The 22,280-nt window shown below is 40.9% G+C and carries 21 protein-coding genes; 4 read left to right on the top strand and 17 right to left on the bottom strand.

Annotated features, from left to right (window positions below):
- Positions 1–177: 177 nt before the first annotated feature.
- The 5 genes from HNR63_RS07265 to HNR63_RS07245 all read right to left on the bottom strand — a co-directional run bounded on the left by HNR63_RS07265 (position 178) and on the right by HNR63_RS07245 (position 4,232).
- Positions 178–1,371, bottom strand: coding sequence for an acetate kinase (locus HNR63_RS07265; RefSeq protein WP_043965415.1), 1,194 nt, complete (start codon positions 1,369–1,371; stop codon positions 178–180).
- A gap of 157 nt (positions 1,372–1,528) precedes the next feature.
- On the bottom strand, positions 1,529–2,503 hold the full coding sequence (locus HNR63_RS07260) for a class I SAM-dependent methyltransferase (protein ID WP_181520300.1): 975 nt from the start codon (positions 2,501–2,503) through the stop codon (positions 1,529–1,531).
- An 85-nt stretch (positions 2,504–2,588) separates the two neighbouring features.
- The gene (gene tpx, locus HNR63_RS07255) at positions 2,589–3,095 is read right to left on the bottom strand and encodes a thiol peroxidase (RefSeq protein WP_085788280.1); all 507 of its coding nucleotides are present in this window, start codon (positions 3,093–3,095) and stop codon (positions 2,589–2,591) included.
- Between the two features lie 77 nt (positions 3,096–3,172).
- Positions 3,173–3,601 (bottom strand): GerW family sporulation protein, encoded by a 429-nt coding sequence (gene ytfJ / locus HNR63_RS07250; RefSeq protein WP_181520299.1) that lies wholly within the window; start codon positions 3,599–3,601, stop codon positions 3,173–3,175.
- Positions 3,582–4,232 (bottom strand): DUF2953 domain-containing protein, encoded by a 651-nt coding sequence (locus HNR63_RS07245; protein WP_181520298.1) that lies wholly within the window; start codon positions 4,230–4,232, stop codon positions 3,582–3,584. Before HNR63_RS07245 ends, ytfJ begins: the two co-directional genes overlap by 20 nt.
- Positions 4,233–4,357: 125 nt before the next feature.
- Here HNR63_RS07245 and HNR63_RS07240 point away from each other — a divergent pair, with 125 nt between their 5' ends.
- A complete protein-coding gene (locus HNR63_RS07240) occupies positions 4,358–5,161 on the top strand; it encodes an NAD kinase (RefSeq protein WP_085788277.1) in 804 nt (267 codons plus the stop codon).
- Between the two features lie 21 nt (positions 5,162–5,182).
- Here HNR63_RS07240 and HNR63_RS07235 read toward each other — a convergent pair whose 3' ends face one another.
- From HNR63_RS07235 to HNR63_RS07185, 11 genes are all read right to left on the bottom strand, one after another.
- A complete protein-coding gene (locus HNR63_RS07235) occupies positions 5,183–6,313 on the bottom strand; it encodes a phenylacetate--CoA ligase family protein (protein WP_181520297.1) in 1,131 nt (376 codons plus the stop codon).
- Positions 6,313–7,101, bottom strand: a complete 789-nt coding sequence (locus HNR63_RS07230; RefSeq protein WP_009361542.1) for an ABC transporter ATP-binding protein — start codon at positions 7,099–7,101, stop codon at positions 6,313–6,315. Before HNR63_RS07230 ends, HNR63_RS07235 begins: the two co-directional genes overlap by 1 nt.
- A 61-nt stretch (positions 7,102–7,162) precedes the next feature.
- Positions 7,163–8,362 (bottom strand): ABC transporter substrate-binding protein, encoded by a 1,200-nt coding sequence (locus tag HNR63_RS07225; protein ID WP_181520296.1) that lies wholly within the window; start codon positions 8,360–8,362, stop codon positions 7,163–7,165.
- 56 nt (positions 8,363–8,418) lie between these two features.
- Entirely contained in the window at positions 8,419–9,489 is a 1,071-nt protein-coding gene (locus HNR63_RS07220; RefSeq protein WP_181520295.1) for a branched-chain amino acid ABC transporter permease, read from the bottom strand.
- Between the two features lie 3 nt (positions 9,490–9,492).
- Positions 9,493–10,377, bottom strand: a complete 885-nt coding sequence (locus HNR63_RS07215; RefSeq protein WP_009361545.1) for a branched-chain amino acid ABC transporter permease — start codon at positions 10,375–10,377, stop codon at positions 9,493–9,495.
- Entirely contained in the window at positions 10,378–12,288 is a 1,911-nt protein-coding gene (locus HNR63_RS07210) for an AMP-binding protein (protein WP_181520294.1), read from the bottom strand. It abuts the gene before it with no gap.
- Positions 12,289–12,300: 12 nt separating this feature from the next.
- Complete coding sequence (locus tag HNR63_RS07205) at positions 12,301–13,071, bottom strand: ATP-binding cassette domain-containing protein (protein WP_181520293.1); 771 nt, start codon at positions 13,069–13,071, stop codon at positions 12,301–12,303.
- Between the two features lie 223 nt (positions 13,072–13,294).
- Positions 13,295–14,869 carry an acyl-CoA synthetase MbcS gene (gene mbcS, locus HNR63_RS07200; RefSeq protein ID WP_181520292.1) on the bottom strand — a complete coding sequence of 525 codons (1,575 nt, stop codon included), beginning with the start codon at positions 14,867–14,869 and terminating at the stop codon, positions 13,295–13,297.
- A 127-nt stretch (positions 14,870–14,996) separates the two neighbouring features.
- Positions 14,997–15,191, bottom strand: coding sequence for an alpha/beta-type small acid-soluble spore protein (locus HNR63_RS07195; protein ID WP_009361549.1), 195 nt, complete (start codon positions 15,189–15,191; stop codon positions 14,997–14,999).
- A gap of 58 nt (positions 15,192–15,249) precedes the next feature.
- Positions 15,250–16,443 (bottom strand): tRNA uracil 4-sulfurtransferase ThiI, encoded by a 1,194-nt coding sequence (gene thiI, locus HNR63_RS07190; RefSeq protein WP_181520291.1) that lies wholly within the window; start codon positions 16,441–16,443, stop codon positions 15,250–15,252.
- A complete protein-coding gene (locus tag HNR63_RS07185; protein ID WP_181520290.1) occupies positions 16,440–17,591 on the bottom strand; it encodes a cysteine desulfurase family protein in 1,152 nt (383 codons plus the stop codon). Before HNR63_RS07185 ends, thiI begins: the two co-directional genes overlap by 4 nt.
- Positions 17,592–17,769: 178 nt before the next feature.
- Between HNR63_RS07185 and brnQ the strand changes: the two genes are divergently transcribed.
- Positions 17,770–19,098 (top strand): branched-chain amino acid transport system II carrier protein, encoded by a 1,329-nt coding sequence (brnQ, locus tag HNR63_RS07180; RefSeq protein WP_181520289.1) that lies wholly within the window; start codon positions 17,770–17,772, stop codon positions 19,096–19,098.
- 22 nt (positions 19,099–19,120) lie between these two features.
- Here brnQ and ezrA read toward each other — a convergent pair whose 3' ends face one another.
- The gene (gene ezrA / locus HNR63_RS07175) at positions 19,121–20,812 is read right to left on the bottom strand and encodes a septation ring formation regulator EzrA (RefSeq protein WP_181520288.1); all 1,692 of its coding nucleotides are present in this window, start codon (positions 20,810–20,812) and stop codon (positions 19,121–19,123) included.
- Positions 20,813–20,975: 163 nt separating this feature from the next.
- Here ezrA and hisJ point away from each other — a divergent pair, with 163 nt between their 5' ends.
- Both hisJ and HNR63_RS07165 read left to right on the top strand, forming a co-directional pair.
- Positions 20,976–21,764: a histidinol-phosphatase HisJ gene (gene hisJ / locus HNR63_RS07170; RefSeq protein WP_181520287.1), complete on the top strand. Its 789-nt coding sequence runs from the start codon at positions 20,976–20,978 to the stop codon at positions 21,762–21,764.
- Between the two features lie 13 nt (positions 21,765–21,777).
- A complete protein-coding gene (locus HNR63_RS07165) occupies positions 21,778–22,263 on the top strand; it encodes a GAF domain-containing protein (protein WP_181520286.1) in 486 nt (161 codons plus the stop codon).
- Positions 22,264–22,280 lie beyond the last annotated feature (17 nt).

Raw genomic sequence — 22,280 nt, 5'->3', positions numbered from 1 at the left:
ACCAAGCGGTCGCTTGGTTCTGCGTGGGTAACATCAACGAAGTGTCTCAATGTGTCGCCGCCAAAAGAAGGGGCGGAGCGACTCGAGCCGATGGCGCTTGGAGCTAGACAGCTCCCCAAATCTGAAATTTTATACTTTCTTATCTTTTAAAAAAGGTGCCCGTATGGACACCTTTTTTTACGCTATGTTCGCTAATCTCATGACGTCGCGAGCAATCATCACTTCTTCATTCGTTGGGATGACTAATACTTTTACAGGCGAGTGTGGATAGCTAATGAACGCTTCTTTTCCGCGCACTTTATTTAATGCCGGATCCCAGTATACGCCCATAAATTCAAGACCACGCAATACTTTCGCACGCACGACATCGCTATTTTCTCCAATACCTGCTGTGAAAATAATCGCATCGACACCACACATACGCGCTGCGTATGAACCAATATATTTATGAATACGTCCAGCAAATACTTCAAGCGCTAATTCGGCACGTTGATCGCCTTTTGCCGCCGCTTCTTCAATATCGCGCAAATCGCTTGAAAAACCAGTTAAACCAAGCATACCGCTCTTTTTATTTAAAATATCAATCACTTCTTCTGCTGTTTTTCCTGTTTTTTGCATAATGTATGGGATTAACGCTGGATCGATATTACCAGAGCGTGTCCCCATCGCTACACCTGCAAGCGGCGTAAAGCCCATGGACGTATCGATCGATTTTCCGCCTTCTACCGCTGCGATACTTGCGCCATTTCCTAAATGACAAGAAATTAAACGAAGTTGCTCAATTGGACGTCCTAATAGTTCAGCTGCTCGTTGTGTCACATATTTATGTGATGTGCCGTGGAACCCGTATTTACGAATGCCAAACTTTTCATAATACTCGTATGGCAAGCTATATAAAAACGACTGCTCTGGCATCGTTTGATGGAACGCTGTATCGAATACAGCCACAGCTGGTACGTTCGGCAACACTTCACGAAACGCTTTAATGCCAACAACGTTCGCTGGGTTGTGCAATGGGGCTAAATCTGACAAATCTTCAATTTCTTTTAACGTTTCATCTGTAATTAAAACAGAATCGCTAAACTTTTCACCACCATGCACAACGCGATGACCAATTCCTTCAATTTCATCAAACGATTGAATAATGCCAAGCTCAATTAATTTATCAAGCAACATTTTCACAGCAACCGCATGATCTGGAATGGATGTTACTTCTTTTATTTTTTCTCCATTGACCGTAATATTAAAAATCGCATCTTCAAAACCGATTCGCTCAACCACACCTTTTGTTAATACTTCTTCACTCGGCATGTTGAACAATTGAAACTTTAACGAAGAACTTCCCGCGTTGATCGCAATGACTTTTGGCATTTGACTAAACAGCTCCTTTAACATCGTTCACAATTATTGTATGCAAATATGCGAATTTCATCGGTACGTTTCTCATTTTACGGGTCGTTCATCGCTCTTTTCAAGTACGCAAACGTTACGAAAACGTTTTCTTCACATATTTGTTATATTCAGAAGGTTATGAACGATTTTCTTTCAGCCATTGTTCGAGCTTCACGACCATCGCTTGCATCGCCTCTTTATTTGCAAAGCTAGGAAGTTGTGCAAGCAACGCTTGTTTTGGCGCTTTCGCATGCGCGCCTTTCTTTTGCAAAATAAAAATACTTTTCGCTGCTGCTTCATTTTTAAACATCGAAAGCGGAAGCTGCAACAATCCTTGAATAAACGTTTCTTCTTTAATCAACGCATGCAATTTTTTTGATTCATCTGATGTAAAAAGCGTATTTGGGACGAGAAAAAATAAATATCCGCCTTCTTTCGTATAACGAATGCTTTGTTCAATAAATAAATAATGGGCATACGAATGGCCGCTTTCGGCATGTAAACGAAACGATTTTGCATGTTCATCGTCTGGATAATATCCGATCGGCAAATCGCATACGACTACATCGACCGGTTCAATAAACAACGGCTTTAAGCTATCTTGATGAAAAAATTGAATTTCATGTTGTTGTAAATTTGCATTGACATAAGCGAGTTTCAATAGTAAATCGTCCGCATCTGCTCCGTAGCTTTTTACTTTTTTATTTGTGAGTTGATTCAACACAGCCGTCATTAAATTTCCTGTTCCAACGGCAGGATCGAGAAGAGAGAGCGAAAAATATGTTTTTGTAAATTCATCAACTAAATAACCGATAAATACGGATACGGCATCTGGTGTCATTTGATGATGAGGTTGTACATATTGTTTCATTCCTTTTAACATCGCTAATTGTAACGCTTTACGAATATGTTCATTGTTCCAATCATGTAACCGGACGGATGTGTACGCTTTTTTTAACCGCTTTTTTAACAACTCGTTCACTTCTTCTTGCAAAACATCCCCGTGAAATAAGTTTTCACCTGTTTCTGCGACAGCTTCTAAATACGAACATTTTAACTCCTCTTGCAACAATGTCGCCGTTTCATCGATGACTGTAAATAGCTTTTCCAATGTGTTTCACTCCTTTCTGTCCGACATTTTATTTTAGGAAATTTAAACGAAAAAGGCTATCCCTTTTTGAGATAGCCTCAAGCAATTATTGTTGAGCCGCTTGTTTTGCTGCTTCGATTGCCGCTTCGTAGTTCGGATGATCCGTTGCTTCTGGTACGTACTCAACATATGTGACGCGATCGTTACGATCAACGACAAATACAGCACGAGCGAGTAAACGTAACTCTTGGATAAGCACACCGTATGCTTGACCAAACGATACATCGCGATGGTCAGATAACGTAACAACGTTTTCTAATCCGTGCGCTGCGCACCAACGTTTTTGAGCAAATGGCAAATCGACGCTAATCGTCAACACTTTTACTCCTTCAATGTTTCCTGCTTCTTCGTTAAAGCGACGTGTTTGTGCATCACAAACGCCTGTATCAATCGACGGCACAACGCTAATTAAACGAACAAATCCTTTTGTATCATCTAATGTCACCGGCGATAAGTCGTTAGCAAGCACAGTAAAATTCGGAGCTGCATCACCGACTTTTACTTCGTTACCAACTAATGTGACCGGGTTTCCTTTAAATGTAACCTTCGCCATAGTAAGCCTCCTCTTTATATAAGATACAGGCTCATCATAACGTAATTAGATAAAAAATTCAATTATTTCGATTGAGACTAAATATCAAAATCTGATACTTCGTTTTGTTGTTGCTTCGGCTTTTCTTTTTTCTCGAACATTTGTTGAATTTTTTCGATCGCTTGCGGGGCGAGATCTAAAATTTTCTCATATAAATGCGTACTTTCATCTACATGTAGTAGCTTCACACCTGAACTGTTCACAATTAAAAAAGCAATCGGTGTAATCGATACACCCCCACCACTTCCGCCACCAAACGGATGAGCTTCTTTTTGTTGTTCAATTCCATGATTTAACATAAACTCGCTACCGCCGGCCGCAAAGCCGAAACCGACTTTCGATACAGTTAAGATGACGCTTCCATCCGGTGTCTCGACAGGATCACCGATGATCGTATTGACATCGATCATTTGCTTTAAATTTTCCATCGCTGTCGTCATTAACCCTTCAATCGGATGTCCATTCATTTTCATTCCTCCTAGCAACTTTTGCACCTTTTTTCCAATGTTTGACGATCTTCAGTCCTGCTAATATAGCATAACCGATTCGAAATCGAATCATACATGTAAACGATGTACGCGATAATGCGCCTTGAAAAAAAGGGGCAATAAAAATGGAAGGAGCGCTACAAACGTTCATATATTTGCTAATGACTGCTACCATATAATATTTAACTGACCAGCCAATCCCAACGAGCATCGCTGTTTTTGCCGCATCTCCCACACCGATTTGCGTATGCCATTGAAACTGTAAAACGGAAACTTTTTGTAAAAATTTTTTTATAATCGTATGTAAATGAACGATGTCATTTACCCACTGTTTGATTTGTGCTAAACGTTGGCGCGCATCAGCAACGGTAAATGTCGTTTTTTCATCTTTCCCTGTATTTGTTTTTTGCTCTGTCACTAATCCGGCTTCCCTATTTGATATTTCAATGAGCGGAACAGTAAAACGATAACGAAGAAAACGAAGAAGGCGAATATGTATTGTTAATTGATCATCGTCTTGGGTATGTTGAAATTGAATGGTGATTCGCACATATAAAAAAGGAATAATCGCTAAGAAGGTAATAAAGATGATGGTAATCACGAAAATCATCGGTTTTTCACTTCCTTCCCGATGACATTTTCGACAAAATTGAGCAAAATTAAACGAATAAATTCGCTATGAATGGAAAATAAATGATAAAATAAACGTGAGGACATTTTAACGGAGGGAAAACGATGACTGAACGCCGTAATCGCATGTACTTCTTTCATAAACATGATGAAGAAACGACGAAACAAGTTCAACCGCTCATTGAACTCGCCAAACAGTATGAATTTGAAGTCGTGGATAATGCAAAACATGCAAACATTATTGTCAGCGTCGGTGGAGACGGTACGTTTTTGCAAGCGGTAAGAAAAACCGGATTTCGTGACGATTGCTTATATGCTGGCATTTCAACATTAGGCTCATTAAGTATGTATTGTGATTTTCATATTCACGATACAGAAAAAATGATTGAGGCGATGACAACGGAACAAATCGAAGTGCGTAAATATCCAACGATTTATGTGACAGTCAATGATTCTACGTCATTTTATTGTTTAAATGAATGCACGATTCGTTCAAGTATTATTAAAACGTTTGTCATGGACGTATTTATCGACAATTTGCATTTTGAAACATTCCGAGGCGACGGAATGATCATTGCTACACCTACTGGAAGCACAGCTTACAATAAGTCGGTTAATGGGGCAGTCGTAGACCCGATGCTTCCGTGCTTTCAAGTAAGCGAATTAGCATCACTAAACAATAATCGTTATCGCACGCTCGGTTCATCATTTATTTTAAGCGGGAATCGCAAGTTGACATTAAAAGTGGTACAAGACGGAAACGACTATCCAATTATCGGTATGGATAATGAAGCACTAAGCATTCAACATATCGAAAAAATTGATATTGCATTAAGTGGAAAAGTGATTAAAACAGTCAAACTGAAAGATAACTCTTTCTGGGAAAAAGTAAAGCGGACATTTTTGTAAAAAGAGGCATTACGCCTCTTTTTACCATTTTCTTTGATCGATGAGACACCGCTCTCCGTCATTTACACGATCAACGGAAACAAATGTCGGTGTAACACGAATAACGTTTTTTATTTTTTGTTTCGCTTCTTCATTCAGCTCTTTTTCCATGTAAATCGTCAATTGATCATGACCACCTTCATTTGTTACGACCGCTTGAAATAGCGGGCATCCTACCTCAGCCATGACTTGCTTCAACTGTTGTTCATGCACAAACATCCCTTTCACTTTTACGCTTGTTCCAACACGTCCAAGCACACCAACGATACGCTCCCCTTTATACCCATCGACCCAACGTGACACATCTCCCGTGCCAAATCGAACAAGCGGATACGTGCGATCAAATATCGTAACGACAATTTCTCCCTCCTCATCAAGTGGTACTCCGCTAATCGGATCGCACAGTTGGACGATAGCTCGCGAACTAATTTTTAAACCTGGACCTTGACGATCCTCAAATGCAATGCAACCGCAATCAGCCGTCCCATATCCTTCAAAAACATGAATACCCCGTTGTTCAAACTGTTCACGCATGCTTTCTGTTAACTTTTCTGCCGTAAAAAACGCCTTTTTCACCGCTACATGTATTCCTTTTTCATCCGCATACTGCAACAATAAATGTAAAAAGCTTGGTGTTCCAACATACCCAGTCACTTGCAAATCATTCATGAGCTGCACTTGCAATTCGCGATTTCCTGGTCCTGCCGGCACGACGGTTGCACCGATACGACGAAGAGCGCTATCAAACATAAAACCTGCTGGAGACAAATGATATGAAAACGTGTTCTGCACAATATCATCGCTTGTAAATCCAGCCGCTCGAAGCGCTTCTGCAAATCCCCAATCATCCTCTTCTTTTCCTTGCGGATCGTAAATCGGTCCTGGGGACATAAAAATGCGTGCCAATTCATTCGATCGTGTTGTAATCATATTTCCAAATGGTAACTCATGTTTTTGTAAAAGAGGTAATTGTTCTTTTTTCAATACCGGAATGCGACTCAGTTGCTCAATCGTTTCTAATTCATGTGGATTGATGTTTTCAGCGTCTAATCGCTCGCGCAATGCCGTAGACCGCTCATACGCTTCAATCAAAAACGATTTCCATCTTTTCATTACAACCACCGCTTTCTCCGTTTATACGACTTCACTTCTCGATAATTTTTACGCCCTTTTTCGCTCATCCCGAGGTAAAATTCTTTTACATCTTCATTTTCAAGTAATCTCTCGACAGGACCGTCCATTACGATACGACCGTTTTCCATAATGTATCCGTAGTGCGCAATCGATAATGCGATGTTCGCATTTTGTTCGACGACGAGAATTGTCGTTCCTTCTTCTTCATTAATTCGCTTAATAATCGAAAAAATTTCTTTCACAAGCAACGGGGCAATTCCTAACGATGGTTCGTCGAGCAGTAAAATTTTTGGTTTTGCCATCATACCGCGACCGATTGCTAACATTTGCTGTTCTCCACCCGATAAATATCCTGCTTGGCGATGGCGTAACATATGAAGCTTCGGAAAGTAATGATACACTTTTTGTAAATCTGCTTTAATATTGTGGCGATCTTTTCGCGTATGAGCACCGACGATTAAATTTTCTTCTACCGTCAAATGTTCAAACACGCGTCTTCCTTCCATACATTGAAAAATCCCTTTTTTTACAATTTCTTCTGCGTCTTTTCCCTCGATTCGTTCCCCATATAGCTCAATATATCCATCTGTTACTTCGCCATCTTCACTTCTTAATAATCCCGAAATGGCTTTTAACGTCGTTGTTTTCCCTGCCCCATTGCTGCCAAGCAACGCGACAATTTTTCCTTCTGGAATAACCATAGACATACCTTTTAACACGAGAATAACGCGGTTATACATCACTTCCACATTGTTTAACGTAAGCATTCGTCTCCCCCTTTCTGAAAGCGAAAGGGTGCTTCCTATTGAAAACACCCTTTCATTCACTTTAATATCCGAAGTAGTCTGTAAACACCTTAAACTGTCCGTTTTCAACTTTCGCTAAACGAATTTGATTCGTTCCTGCATGATTATCAGCTGTAAACGTAACTGGTGCAGCTAAGCCGCCTAAATCAAGATCTTTTAATTTTTCTAATCCTTGACGAATGCCTTCTCCCGTCGTTGGATCGTCCGCTTGCTTAATTCCTTCTACTAAAATTTTCGCTGTAACCCATCCTTGAATAAATTTTTGATTTTTGTCCTCTAATTTTTCACCCTTGCTTGCTAAATACTCTTTCACTTCAGCCATCCCTGGTAAATCTTCATATGGAAACGCATGTGTCACCACGCCGATAAATCCTTCTGCCGCATCTCCTGCAATCGGGAGCAATCCTTCACCAGTTGTCCAGTTTAAACCAATAAATTGCGTGTCAATGCCTAATTTTTTTGCATCTTTTAAAATCGTTGCTGTCGCACCCCATGTTTGCTGAATAATCGCATAATCCGGTGCTTTTTTCTTCATGTTCAATAGTTGAGATGTCGCATCAAGCGCTTTTAAGTCAACAATTTGTTCATCCACAATCTCTACACCAATTTCTTTCGCAAAGTCTTTTGCGTCTTGAATTGGTGATTTTCCAAATGCCGTGTCATTGTAAATAAGCGCAACTTTTGGCGTGCCACCTGCATGATTTTCTTTAATCCAACGAAGCACGGAGCGTGCCTGATCAGAATACGACGCCGCTGTCAAAAAGTTGTATGGGCTTTCTTTTATGTTTTTTAAATTTTCTGAATAAGAAGCTGAGAAAAATGGTATTTTATCTGCTGCAACTTGTTGTCGCAACGCTTCCGTATCGGCTGTTCCCCATCCTAAAATCGCCGACACTTTATCGCTCGCTTTATATTTTTGATACAGCTTTTGCGCTTCAGGAATTTTATAAGCGTAATCTTGTCCGACAAGCTCAATTTTATAGCCGTTTACCCCACCTTTTGAATTAATGTATTCAATATACGCTTTTTCTCCTTCAGCATACGGTGTACCAACATCTCCCGTTGCGCCTGTAATATCAAACAATGCACCAATTTTAATCGTTCCTTGCTCTTTTCCTCCTTCTTTTTCTGGTTCTGTCGCTGTTTTGTCACCTCCTGAACACCCGAATAACATGCTTGCCCCAAGGAGCAACGTAGCGAGTAGTGCACCTTTTTTCTTCATTCATTCATCCCCCTTATGTTTTTTGTTTGTATATAAAGCGGATATGCCGCTTTATACTACTTCGTATAAGAAAATGGCCAAAGGCGGAAATAATTTTTTATATTTGACCAAATTTTATTTAATCCATCTGGCTCATACACGAGAAATAAAATGATGACAACACCGAAGACGACTTCCTTCATTCCAACAAGTACTCCCTCTAGTCCAGGAAACGTGCCGCTCAATACATCGACAACGCTTCGTAATACAACAGGCATGAGCGTAATGAATACAGCCCCATATAATGAACCGAACACGCTTCCTAAACCACCGACTAAAATCATGGCCAAATATTCGATTGAAACAGAAATGCTGTAAAGCTCAGGGCTGACAATCATCGTGTAATGACCGAGAAGCGCGCCGGCAATACCGACGAAAAACGAGCTAACGAAAAAGGCAAGCACTTTATATTTAAACAAATCAATACCCATCACTTCTGCAGCAATGTCGCGGTCGCGAATCGCAATGAACGCTCGCCCAACACGCGTGCGAAATAAGTTGAGTGAGAAGACGATTGTGATCAGTAAAACGACAAACATTAAATAGTAATAGCTCGTTTCGCTCATAAACGTAAACGAACCGATTTGGGGACGATTCAATACAAGCCCAGCAGTTCCCCCCGTTAACGAATCCCACCTTGAAATGACAAACAAAATGATGACTTGCGCCGCCAACGTGGCAATAGCTAAATATAACCCTTTTAAACGCAAAGACGGGATCCCAAACAGAGCACCGACAAGCGCAGTAGTTAACCCAGCAAGCGGAAAAGCAACCCAAAAGCTAAGCCCTAATTTCGTTGTTAAAATCGCTGATGTATAACCTCCTACCCCTAAAAATGCGCCAACCCCGATCGAAATTTGACCAGTAAACCCTGTCAAAATATTTAATCCGATCGCACCAATGGCTGCAATCCCACATAATGTCGCCAAACCGACTATATAGTCTGTCGCGACCATAGGAAAAAGAGCAAATAGCGCTACAATCATAAAAATGCGCCAACGCACGCGAGCAATTTTCCAAATGGCCATATCTTGCTTATAATCAACATGAAATTCACCACATTGCATCACAAACGGATTTCGCACCATTTCTCACACCCTTTCGATTTCTTTCTTTCCAAATAGCCCATACGGTTTAACCATTAGAATGATGACTAAAATGACAAACGGGATCACTTCTTTCAATCCCCCACCGACAAGCGGGTCTAAATATCCTCCTGTCATACTTTCAATAATCCCGATTAAAATACCGCCAATGATCGCCCCGGGGATGCTGTCAAGCCCACCTAAAATAGCGACAGGTAACACTTTTAATCCGATTAGTGAAAGCGAAGAGTTAACTCCGTTAATATTTCCTAATAGCACCCCGCCAACAGCTGATACGATGGCTGCAATCGCCCAAGCAATCGCAAAAATTGTTTTGACGCTAATCCCCATAGACAAAGCGGCTTGTTGATCGTCTGCTGTCGCTCGCATGGCAATTCCAAACCGCGAATATTTGAAAAACAACGTAAAAATCATGAGCCAAATCATAACAATGACAAACGACCATGCGTATACAGGTGCGATAATGACTTCTCCGAACTGCAACGGTTTTTCTGAAAAAACAGGTGGATATACGCGCGTTTCGTGCCCCCAAATAATATGGACAATCCCTGCAAGTACGCTCGATAATCCGATCGTTGCCATAATCATAGAAATGACTGGCTTTCCAATGAAAGGACGCAACACAACTTTTTCTACGCTCCAGCCAAGCAACGCACTAAACGCTAAAGCGAGCAACAAGGCAGCAATGAACGGAACGTTATAGCTAGCCACAAGCGTCAAACAAACGTACGTCCCGATGAGCAAAAATTCACCTTGTGCAAAATTAATAGCGTCACTCGATTTGTAAATGAGCACAAACCCTAGCGCAACGAGCGCATATACGCTTCCAACGACGATACCAGTGACAAGCATTTGCAAGAAAAAAGCCATTTACGCTGCTCCCTCCCCTTCATCAATCGAGACGACTTTTAACGTCGTTTTAATGACTTGTTCTTTGCCATCACGATATTTAATTGTTCCTTCTACATCAATGTGATCCGTTTCTGAGTACATCCCTTCAATAAGTGAGGCATATTTTTTAGCAATAAATTGCCTGCGCACTTTTTTCGTTCTCGTTAATTCTTCATCGTCCGCATCAAGCTCTTTATAAAGCAAAACAAACTTTTTCACACGCGCCTTCTCTGGTAACGATTGATTAATTTCGTTCACTTGTTCTTGAATGAGTTGAATAACTTCTTGTTTCGCGGACAAATCAGAATATGTCGTATACACAAGCTGATTTTTCTCTGCCCATCGCCCGACATTAGCCATATCGATGTTAATGATCGCCACAACGTACGGACGATCGCGCCCAATGGCAACCGCTTCTTGAATGTATGGGCTAAATTTCAGTTTATTTTCAATAAACTGTGGGGAAAACATCTCACCTGTTTGTAAGCGAATGACATCTTTTAAACGATCAATAACATACAAATGGCCTGATTCATCTATATACCCTGCATCGCCTGTATGAAGCCAGCCGTCTTCGATCGTCTCTTTCGTCGCCTTTTCGTTTTTGTAATAGCCACAACATACGCTCGGGCTTTTTAATAAAATTTCGCCTTGCTCAGAAATTTTCACTTCTGTTTCTGGGATTGGTATGCCAACGCTATCTACTTTAATGTCCCCGTCGCGATGAACGATCGCAATTCCTGATACTTCTGTTTGACCGTAAATGCTTTTTACGTTCACCCCAATGCTATGGAAAAAGCGAAACACATCTGGACCTAACGGAGCACCGCCTGTATATGCTCGCTTTAAACGCAACAACCCAAAATGGTCACGAATAGCGCTAAAAACGAAATAATCAGCAAGTTTATACAAGCATTTTGTCCAAAAGGAAACATCGCTTTTCGTAAAATGAGCTTCTGCTACTTTTTCACCAATCGGCTTACACCATTCATACATTTTTCGTTTAAACAAACTTGCGTCTTGAATGCGCACTTGAAATTTTGAAACGATGTCTTCATAAATGCGCGGTGGTGAAAACATAACGTGTGGTCCGATCTCTCGTAAATTTTCAAACACCGTTGAAGGTTCTTCTGGAAAGTTCACAACAATGTTGCAGTGGAATGCCATTGAAATGGTCATCATTTGTTCGCCTATCCAAGCGAGCGGTAAAAATGAAAGGTATTCGTCTTGTTCGTCAAGTGGATCGATTTTTGCGAGGTTTTTTGCCATTTCGAATAAGTTGCGATAAGAAAGTTCCGTCCCTTTCGGATTGCCCGTCGTTCCAGATGTGTATGATAAAATGGCGATATCATCATAACATCCTTTTTGCACTTCATCATCAAAATATGTCGGGTGCATTTGTTCAAATTGGCGACCGAGCGTTTGTACATCTTGAAAATACAATAATTTATCGTGCTTATAGTTTCGCATACCGCGCGAATCGTAGTAAATGATATGTTTCACTTTCGAAAGCTCTTGTTCCACTTCTAACACTTTATCAACTTGCTCTTGATCCTCAACAATGACAAACGTCGCATCGCAATTGTCGATAATATACGCTAATTCGTTTGGTAACGACTCTTGATAAATGCCAACGGAAACGCCTCCTAAACTTTGAGCTGCGAGTTGGCTAAATACCCACTCAGGTCGATTATCGCCGATAATAGCTAATTTATCGCCGCGTCGAAACCCGAGCGAAGCAAGCCCTAATGCAAGCGCTTTCACTTGTTCGTAGTAGTCTCTATATGTGTATTCGTTCCAAATGCCGTAATCTTTTTCGCGCAGAGCGACTTGCGTTGGTTTTTGTCGCGCACGAGCGGCTAATAGCTGTGGAAACGTCATTTGTTCCATAAAACTCCCCCTTTATCCCGCATGTTCTTCTCCTAAATATGCTTCTATGACGCGCGAATTTGTTTGCACTTCTTTTGGCGTTCCGTACGCGATCAATTTTCCGAAATCTAACACAGCGATATGATTAGATAAATCCATCACAACGCCCATATCGTGTTCAATTAAAATAATTGTCGTCTTTTTTTCTTCGTGAATATCGATAATATAACGCGCCATGTCTTCTTTTTCTTCGTTGTTCATGCCAGCCATTGGCTCATCAAGCAATAGTAAATCAGGCTCCATGGCTAATGCGCGACCGACTTCTACCCGTTTTTGTAGACCGTAAGATAGCGTACCAACAGGCACATTGCGCACATGTTCGAGCTCTAAAAAATCGATTACTTCTTCGACTTTATAACGATGCTCTACTTCTTCTTTTTGCGCTTTCCCCCAGTACAATCCACCTGCAAGCACTCCTGTTTTCATGCGCACATGCCTACCGAGCATAAGATTATCCAATACAGATAAATGCGGAAATAACTCGATATTTTGGAAAGCCCGTGCAATGCCTAAGGCTGCTCGTTTATGCGGCTTCACATGTGTAATGCGCTCATCTTTGAAAAAGATATCGCCCTCTGTCGGTTTATACAGCCCGCTAATACAGTTCAACATACTCGTTTTTCCTGCTCCGTTTGGACCGATCAATGAAAAAATTTCCCCTTCTTTCACTTCAAAGGAAACCGAATCAAGTGCCAATACACCGCCGAAGCGAATCGACACGTTTTGCACTTTCAATATACCCACTTCATTCCCCCCTTTTTCTTCATTTCTCTCTCTTCCGATAACACTTTATGGACGTTTTTATATCTTTATGACTTTACACAACGAAAAAACAAAAATGTAAGCGTTATCAAAAGAGTTCACAAAAACATTTCTTAATTTTAAGAAAATTCTAAAAAGAATAGTACACAATTTTTTTTAGTCCGTCAAGCTTTTTTCCGCTCCGAATAAATCGGAGCGGAATATGTTATTTTTGCATCGCTTTCATTTCACGTTCGCGCAATTCAACACGACGAATTTTTCCCGAAGTCGTTTTTGGTAGATCGTCGACAAACTCGATTTTGCGCGGATATTTATACGGTGCTGTGAGTTGCTTTACATGCTCTTGAAGTTGTGGAATTAAATTCGGATCATTTTTATCTACCCCTTCACGCAATACAATAAACGCTTTAACAACGTGTCCCCGAATTTCATCTGGACTAGCGACAACAGCACATTCTTTCACAAATGGATGTTTCACTAGCGCATCTTCTACTTCAAACGGTCCAATCGTATAGCCGGAGCTAATAATAATATCATCGCCACGACCTTCGAACCAAAAATAACCATCTTCATCTTTTTTCGCTTTATCACCAGTAATATAATATTCCCCACGGAACTGCATCGCTGTTCGCTCCGGATCCTTATAATAGCATTTAAACAAAGCCGGTGTGTCAACATGAACAGCAATATCGCCAACTTCCCCAACGGCACAAGGCTCGCCAAACTCATTAATAATTTCGACACGATTTCCTGGCGTTGGCTTCCCCATCGATCCCGGTTTTATTTTCATTCCTTTCATAACCCCGACAAGCAATGTATTTTCTGTCTGTCCATATCCATCGCGAACTTGAACACTAAAATAGCGCTCAAACGTATCGATCACTTCACGATTCAACGGTTCGCCAGCGGATACAGCGCTATGCAAATGCGGTAATTTATATTGGGAAATTGTCGGAACTTTAGCCATGAGACGATATTCCGTCGGTGTACAACAAAGGACGTTGATATGATATTTTTCTAACAGCTGCAAATATTTTTCTGGCTCAAACCGACCGTAGTACACAAACCCTGTCGCTCCAGAGCCAAGAGTCGATAGAAATGGACTCCACACCCACTTCTGCCATCCAGGGCTTGCTGTTGCCCAAACGAGGTCCCCTTCTTCAATGCAAAGCCAATTTTTTGCTGCTGTTCGTAAATGGGCATATGCCCAAGCGTGCGTGTGCACTACACCTTTTGGATTTCCTGTCGTTCCCGATGTATACGATAAAAACGCCATATCTTCTCGCGACGTTTCTACAGCCATGAATGTATCGCTTTGCTTTGCCATTTCGTCATGCAAATCGAGCCAGCGCTCAGTCGAACCGCCGACAGAAAAAGAAACGATATTTTCCATACCTTCAATCGAAGAAAATTGTTCAATATATGGAAAATACGCAACAACTCCTTTTACTTCCCCATGAGAAATGCGATATTGTAAATCTTTTGTGCGCAACATTTCAGAGCTCGGAATAACGACAAGTCCTGCTTTCAATGCTCCAATATATACTGCATATGCCTCTAACAAACGCGGAAGCATAACGAGTACTTTATCGCCTTTTTGTAACCCGTGTCTAACGAAAGCGTTTGCAATTTTGTTCGCCTGTTTCATCAATTCAACATATGTAAGCTCTTTTGTTTCTCCTGCTTCACTTTCCCATTTTAAAGCAATTCGGTTTGGATCATCTGCATACTTTTCAAATTCACTTGTCAAATTATACTTTTCTGGTGCGATTAAATTCATTTCCCTCTCCCCCTTAACCATATGATACAAGAAAATTATACAAAAAAACCGAATGATTTTGTATAACTTTTCTAAAAATTTTTAAAAGATAAAAAACTCGGTAGGACGCGCTACCGAGTTTTGTTTATTATTTATTTTGACTACTTAGTTGTTGTTCTGCCATTTTCACGAGACGTTTTGTAATCTCGCCACCAACAGAACCGTTTGCTCGTGCAGTTGTATCTGGACCTAACTGCACACCAAATTCTTGAGCGATCTCGTATTTCATTTGATCAATCGCTTGTTGCACACCAGGGACGAGCAATCGATTTCGATTTGCCATTCGTTTTCACCCCCTCGCATCTATATGTTGTGCAAAACGAATGGACTTCATACGTCATCTAAAAGAGCTCATCCAATGGTTGATCTGGTTTCAACGTAATCGTTTCGACGCGAGCGACCGTCTCCGCAATCATTTCGTCTAAAGGTAAAAACTGTTCATATTGAATGATTTTCTCTTTTTTCGGTTTCGTTTTCGGTGCTTTTGGAGTAAAAATTGTACAACAATCTTCATATGGACGAATGGAAATATGATGTGTTCCAATTCGTTCAGCAATTGCAATAATCTCCGTTTTATCCATTGAAATAAGTGGTCGAAGAATTGGTGTCGTTGTTACATCGTTCACAACAACCATGCTTTCAAGTGTTTGGCTAGCTACTTGTCCTAAACTTTCTCCCGTCACGATCGCTAGTCCATTTTCCTTTTTGCGAATTTCATCTGTAATGCGCAACATCGCACGACGAGTGGAAATGAGGGAACAGTTTTCTGGCACCTGCTTATAAATGGCTTGTTGCAACTCCGTAAACGGCACAATATGAAGGCGAATCGTTCCGCCAAATTCGGTCAAACGTTGAGCTAAGTCAATGACTTTTTGCTTTGCTCGTTCACTTGTAAACGGCGGGCTAAAAAAGTGAACCGCTTCAATTTGCAAACCGCGCTTCATTGCCAAATATCCCGCTACAGGGCTATCAATTCCACCAGAAAGCATGAGCATCGCTTTCCCACTTGTTCCAACAGGCAAACCGCCCGCTCCCGGCACGTCGTACGCTGTAATATACGTTCCTTCTTTTCGAACTTCGACACGAACATCAATGTCGGGATGATGGACATCGACCGTTAAACCTGTTGTATTTTTTAACACATAACTCCCAAGCTCATAGTTTAATTCATTTGTTGTGACCGGGAATTGTTTATCCGCTCTTCTTGCGGATATTTTAAACGTTTTCCCTTCATACGGAAGTTGTTTAACAAAAAAAAGTGTCGCTTCTTTTATTTTTTCCAAATCGCTCTCCGTTTTTAACGCTAAACTTAACGATTGAATCCCGAACACTTCTTGCAATTTTTCAATGACGGGTTGCGGTGGTGTATGATGTAAACGAACGTACATCCGATCGCGCAACGCTTCAATTTGAATGTTTGGAAAATGTTTTAATTTTTTCGCTATGTTTCGTTTTAAGCATCGTACAAATTGCAAACGGTTTTTTCCCTTTGTCGACATTTCACCGTAACGAATTACAATATGATCGTACGTCATTTCGTTCCCCTCGCTACTATTTTTAATCGTTCGTATGCTCGTTCAATAGCTTCAACTATTATTGGAATGTGCTCCATTTGTTGTTCATATGATAAGCTTATGCGAATCGAGCGCTCCGCTCGCATTTTTTCAACTCCCATAGCTAACAATGTTTTGCTTGGCGCTTTTTTCCGAGATGAACAAGCTGATGTTGTTGATACATATACATGTTGTTTTTCTAATTCATGCACAAACGCCTCTGATTTGACTCCTTCTAAAGAAAAATGGATAATATGCGGAGCCGATTGTTCAAACGGGGTATGAACAACAATGCCTTCAATCGCTTGTAAACGTTCGATAAGCGCTCGCTTCATTTGTTCGAGGCGAGCAGAGGATTCGTGATATTTTTCAACAGACAATCGCAACGCTTTCGCCATCGCTACAATGGCAGCGACATTTTCTGTTCCAGAACGCAACTGCATTTCCTGAGCCCCGCCAGATAAAAGCGGAGAAAGGCGTACACCTTCGCGCACATATAATACGCCTGCTCCTTTTAAACCGTGAAATTTATGAGCGGAAATCGTATATAAATCAACATTTGCGCGCTTTAAATGAAGCGGCACCTTCGCCGCACCTTGTACTCCATCAACGTGAAAAAGCACTTTCGGATATTTTTTTAACAACATACCAATTTGTTCAATTGGCTGAATGGAACCTACTTCATTATTGACATGCATCACAGAAACGAGAATCGTATCGTCACGCAACGCTTGTTCAATATGTGTTGGAGAAACGATGCCACGCTCATCGACGGGCACATATGTTACTTGAAAGCCAAGTTGTTCAAGCTGCTTACACGCTTCGGTAACGGACGGATGTTCAATCGCTGTTGTAATAATATGACGCCCGCGCTGCTGGTGTTGCCAAGCAACCCCTTTAATTGCTAAATTGTTTCCTTCCGTCCCACCTGATGTAAAAATGACTTCGGTCGGTTTCACCTCGAGCAGACGTGCGATTTGTTCTCTTGCTTGTGTAAGCAATCGCTCTGCCTGCATGCCTAATCCATGTAGCGACGACGGATTACCGAAATAATCATTCGCTACTTTCATAAAAGATTGCAACACTTCTGGAAACGGTTTCGTTGTGGCGCTATTATCTAAATACATCATCGCCCTTGCCTCCATATACGTTCATATACAAACAGCCTTCTTATATTATCACATCTTTATTCAAAAAAGAAATGATCAAAGAATATTTTAAAGATTGAAACTTTTGATAAAAACGACAAAATTTTTATTTTATATGGTAGTATATAGGCTGGTACGGAGACAACAAAGGAGGATCAACATGTCGAAAAAAGATTTAATCGCTGTCGGTTTCATGTTATTTGCTTTATTTTTCGGCGCTGGCAACATGATTTTTCCTCCTGCTCTCGGACAAGCAGCAGGAGAAAACGTATGGATTGCTATTGCTGGCTTTTTAATGACCGGCGTCGGATTACCCGTTTTAGCCGTAAGCGCCATCGCAAAAACAGGAAGTGATTTACAACAATTAGCTAGTCGAGTACATCCTGTATTTGGTGTTATCTTCACAACGATTATGTATTTAGCGATCGGCCCATTTTTCGGTATTCCACGTACAGGGACTGTCTCGTTTGAAATTGGGGTGACACCATTTTTACCTGAAACAGCCGATCGTTCTATCATGTTAGCCGCGTATACAGTCATTTATTTCATTGTATCGCTTTGGTTGGCGTTAAATCCATCGAAATTAGTTGATCGCATCGGTAAGTTATTAACACCGCTTTTACTTATCGGCCTCACTTTGTTTTTTATCAAAAGTGTATGGACACCTATGGGCGAGATCCAAAAACCAACCGATGCATATGCACATGCTCCGTTATTTAAAGGGTTTATTGACGGGTATTTGACGATGGATGCCATTGCTGCGCTCGTTTTTGGTATTATTGTCATTCAAGCTATTCAACAAAAAGGAATAACAAACAAAAAACAACTGACAAAACTTTGCATTCAAGCTGGGCTCATTGCTGCCTCTGGACTAACGCTCGTTTATTTATCGCTCGCTTTCATCGGCTCATCAAGCGTGCAGGCGATTGGTTATCGCGATAACGGCGGAGAAATTATTAGCCAAGCAGCCACTTACTTATTTGGGCAAGCCGGGACAGTCATCTTATCGATTATTATTATGCTTGCGTGCTTAACGACATCCGTCGGTTTATTATCATCGTGCGCAAGCTATTTTTCGAAAATTTCGCCAAAGCTCTCTTATCGAATGCTCGTCATCGTGATGAGCGTCTTTAGCGCGTTCATCGCAAATGTCGGTTTAACAAAACTTATTTCGTTATCCATTCCTGTGCTTATTATCATTTATCCGTTAGCCATTACTCTTGTCGCTTTATCGTTTTTACATGACTATTTTGGCGGGAAACAAACGGTTTACATCGGAGCGATTGCTGGTACATTTCTTGTTAGCGTCGTTGATGGGCTAAAAACAGCGGGATTTAATGTATCAGCCATTTTACACGTATACGAAAAAACATTGCCTTTGTTTGAACAAGGAATTGGTTGGCTCACACCGGCGCTCGTCGGTGGCTTGATCGGTTTATTGCTAAACAAAACAAATCATGTCACACGTACCGAAAGAAAAGCAAGTTAAAAACGAGTGAAGGGATTCCCTTTCACTCGTTTTCTTTTAACCACTCACGAATACGTTCAAACGCTCCTTCCTCCACTTGCTCTACCGTAGCAATCGCCTTTTGTAAGGCTAATTCGTATTCGTATCGTCGGAACAACTGCTCCGCTTCCTCTAATCCTTCTTTCACCGTTTGGAAACGACGACGGTAACGGTTTCCATATTGAATGACTTGTTCAGCCAATCGAGCTTGTTCAATCATTTCTTTTGTTTGGTCACATACATGTTGCACAAACAAGATCGCCTCATCTAGCGCTTGATGAACGGCCTCCATATTTAACGGCTTTCCGTCTAATGTAAGCGACACACGCGTTAAGCTTTCACGCGCCTCGCTCACTTGCAACATATAAGATTCCGGTAACCCAGGAAGTTTGCTTTTTTTCACGAGCCGAATTGCTTCAGACAATTGTTTTTTCATTTCTGCTAATTTCTCACGCGCTGCTAATTCATCTTTCCTTAGCGCATATAAGTGCTCTCGAAACTGGGCGTGCTTTTCTTTCACCGCAGCGATTTGCGCTAAAATTTCTTCCAACTCTTCACGAATAAGCGAGTAAGCTAAACGTTCCTCGATCATTTTCGTTTGAATTAACATAAATCGTTTCATCAATTGTTGCACTTGCTTTTCAATGTGTCGATATTTGTCAAGATCACTTTGTGATAAATGATAGCTTTGCTGAACAAACAACGTTTCATCGCGCGTTTCTTTCGTTTCTTCTTCTAACTCGTAAAGCGTTTGCTCAATTTTTTCCGTTTCATCATGAACGAAGCGTTCCGCATACACTTCTTTCTCTAACAAATCGTACAACGTGTCAACATCTTCTTGCACTTCCCGAAGAAGCTTTTCTGCTTCATCGACAGCAAGCGTTTCTAACAGCGCAAGCACTTCTGACACTTTTCCGCGGATCGTCTCCACTTCTTTGTCAACTGGAAGATGGTCAAGCACATACCCTTTCTCTAACAGTTCACGATACCCTTCGACAATATTGTCAAGTTGTGCTGGAATTTCAACTTGCGCATCGCTAAGTAGAAGCGGAATTTGTTCAATAAAACGATTCAACTCATTTAATTCATTTTGAATGAGCAACACTACTTCACGGGCAGCTAAATAATTTCCTTCCGCCGTTAGCTGTTCAAATGTTTGAAATTGTTGTTGAAGAGTATTTAATCGCGATTCAAGCGCAGTTTCCGTGCGCCCGAATGTATGACGTTGAGTAAGCATCGCTTTTTTTACTTGGCGATACTTTTCCTTTAACTGTTCAATTTCTTCACGATTTTTCTCTTCACTTCCAACTAATTCTTGTAACTCTAATAAAATGCGTTGAATGCTCCCTTCAATTTCTTGAAGCTGCTGTTTTGTTTGCTGTAACGCATCTTTCGCTTTCATAAACCGATATTTGACCACTGCTTCCTCAATATCAAACAACTTCTCTTCTATGTTTGGCAGTTGAACAGCGACAATGTCATCCCATTCGTTCCGCCATTTTTCAAACAGCTGCTCTGTTTCCCCCATCATATTTAATGCCTTAATTTTCGCCATTTCTTCTGGTACGGGGCGATTCATTAAAGAAATTTTCCATTGTTCTAATTGATCGATTTGTTTATATAAACGTTTTCGGTACACGTATGTATATGTAAGTCCTCCAATAAAGAGGAGCGCACTAATCGCTACAAATTCCATAATGGGCCTCCTTGTTGTCAAGCTTTCTTTTTTATGGAGAAGGCATTTTCTTTTCAATGATTTTATGATACCATGTTAGCAACATTTTTTGAGCAAAAATTTTAATTTTTTTCCTAAAAAAAACGTGATTTTGTCGAATTTTGCGCCAAAAGAGGTGAAAAACGTGCGTGACGGGCATATTCATACACCGTTTTGTCCTCACGGAAGTGACGATGCGCTGCATGAATATATCGAAAAAGCCATTTCGCTTGGTTATACAGATATTTCATTTACCGAACACGCACCGCTTCCGAAAGGATTTATCGATCCAACCCCTTATCAAGATAGCGCGATGAAAGAAGAACAACTAGCGTCGTACGTATCAATTTTACAATCATTTAAAAAACAGTACGAAAGGCATATTCGTATTCATGTCGGATTAGAAGTTGATTTCATTGTCGGATATGAACACGAAACGAAAACATTTCTAAATGAAATCGGCCCACAATTAGACGATAGCATTTTATCCGTTCATTTTTTGCACATTGACAATCAGTACATGTGTATCGATTATAGCGAATACATGTTTGGGGACATCGTTGCATCGTTTGGTTCAGTTGAACGAGTGTATGATGCGTATTATAACACCGTTCTCGCTTCTGTTGTTGCCGATTTAGGACCATACAAACCAAAACGTATCGGACATATCACGCTCGTTCGTAAGTTTCATCGAGCATACCCGTGTGAATATGATGAGAACAAAATCATCACACGTATTCTAGATGAAATGAAAAATCGTCAACTAGAACTTGACTACAACGGTGCCGGCACAACGAAACCGCTCTGCTTAGAGCCGTATCCGCCTCATTGGGTCGTAAAAGAAGCGTTAAAACGCGGCATTCCGCTCGTGTACGGTTCAGATGCTCACTCGGTTGCTGGCCTTCACCAAGGAATTGAACATATGTTGATATAAAGGAGTGGAATACATGTTTCATGCACAAACATACACAGGGACAAGAGAAGAAAATTATACACTTGTCATCGACCAATTGAAAGCGTTAATTTCAGATGAAAAAAATGTTGTAGCGAACTTAGCCAATGCTTCTGCTTTATTGAACTACTTTTTACACGATATTAACTGGGTCGGTTTTTATATGACGGAAGGAAATGAACTTGTTCTCGGACCGTTTCAAGGATTGCCCGCATGCGTGCGCATTCCATTTGGCAAAGGCGTATGCGGAACAGCAGCGGCCGAAAAACGAACCGTGCGTGTGGCGGACGTTCATACGTTTCCAGGTCACATCGCATGTGATGCTGCATCTCAATCTGAAATTGTCGTTCCGATGATAAAAAGCGGCCGTGTCATTGGTGTGCTTGATATTGACAGCCCAATCAAAAATCGTTTCGATGAGGTAGACGAACAGTATTTACAACGTTTTGTTGAAACGCTTATTCAATATGTTAACATATAAGAAAGAGGCCGAAATAT

This window comes from Anoxybacillus ayderensis (assembly GCF_013761015.1).
Taxonomy (GTDB): domain Bacteria; phylum Bacillota; class Bacilli; order Bacillales; family Anoxybacillaceae; genus Anoxybacillus; species Anoxybacillus ayderensis.
The sequence above is the reverse complement of the archived record's forward strand: the minus strand, read 5'-3'. Positions and strand labels throughout refer to the sequence as shown.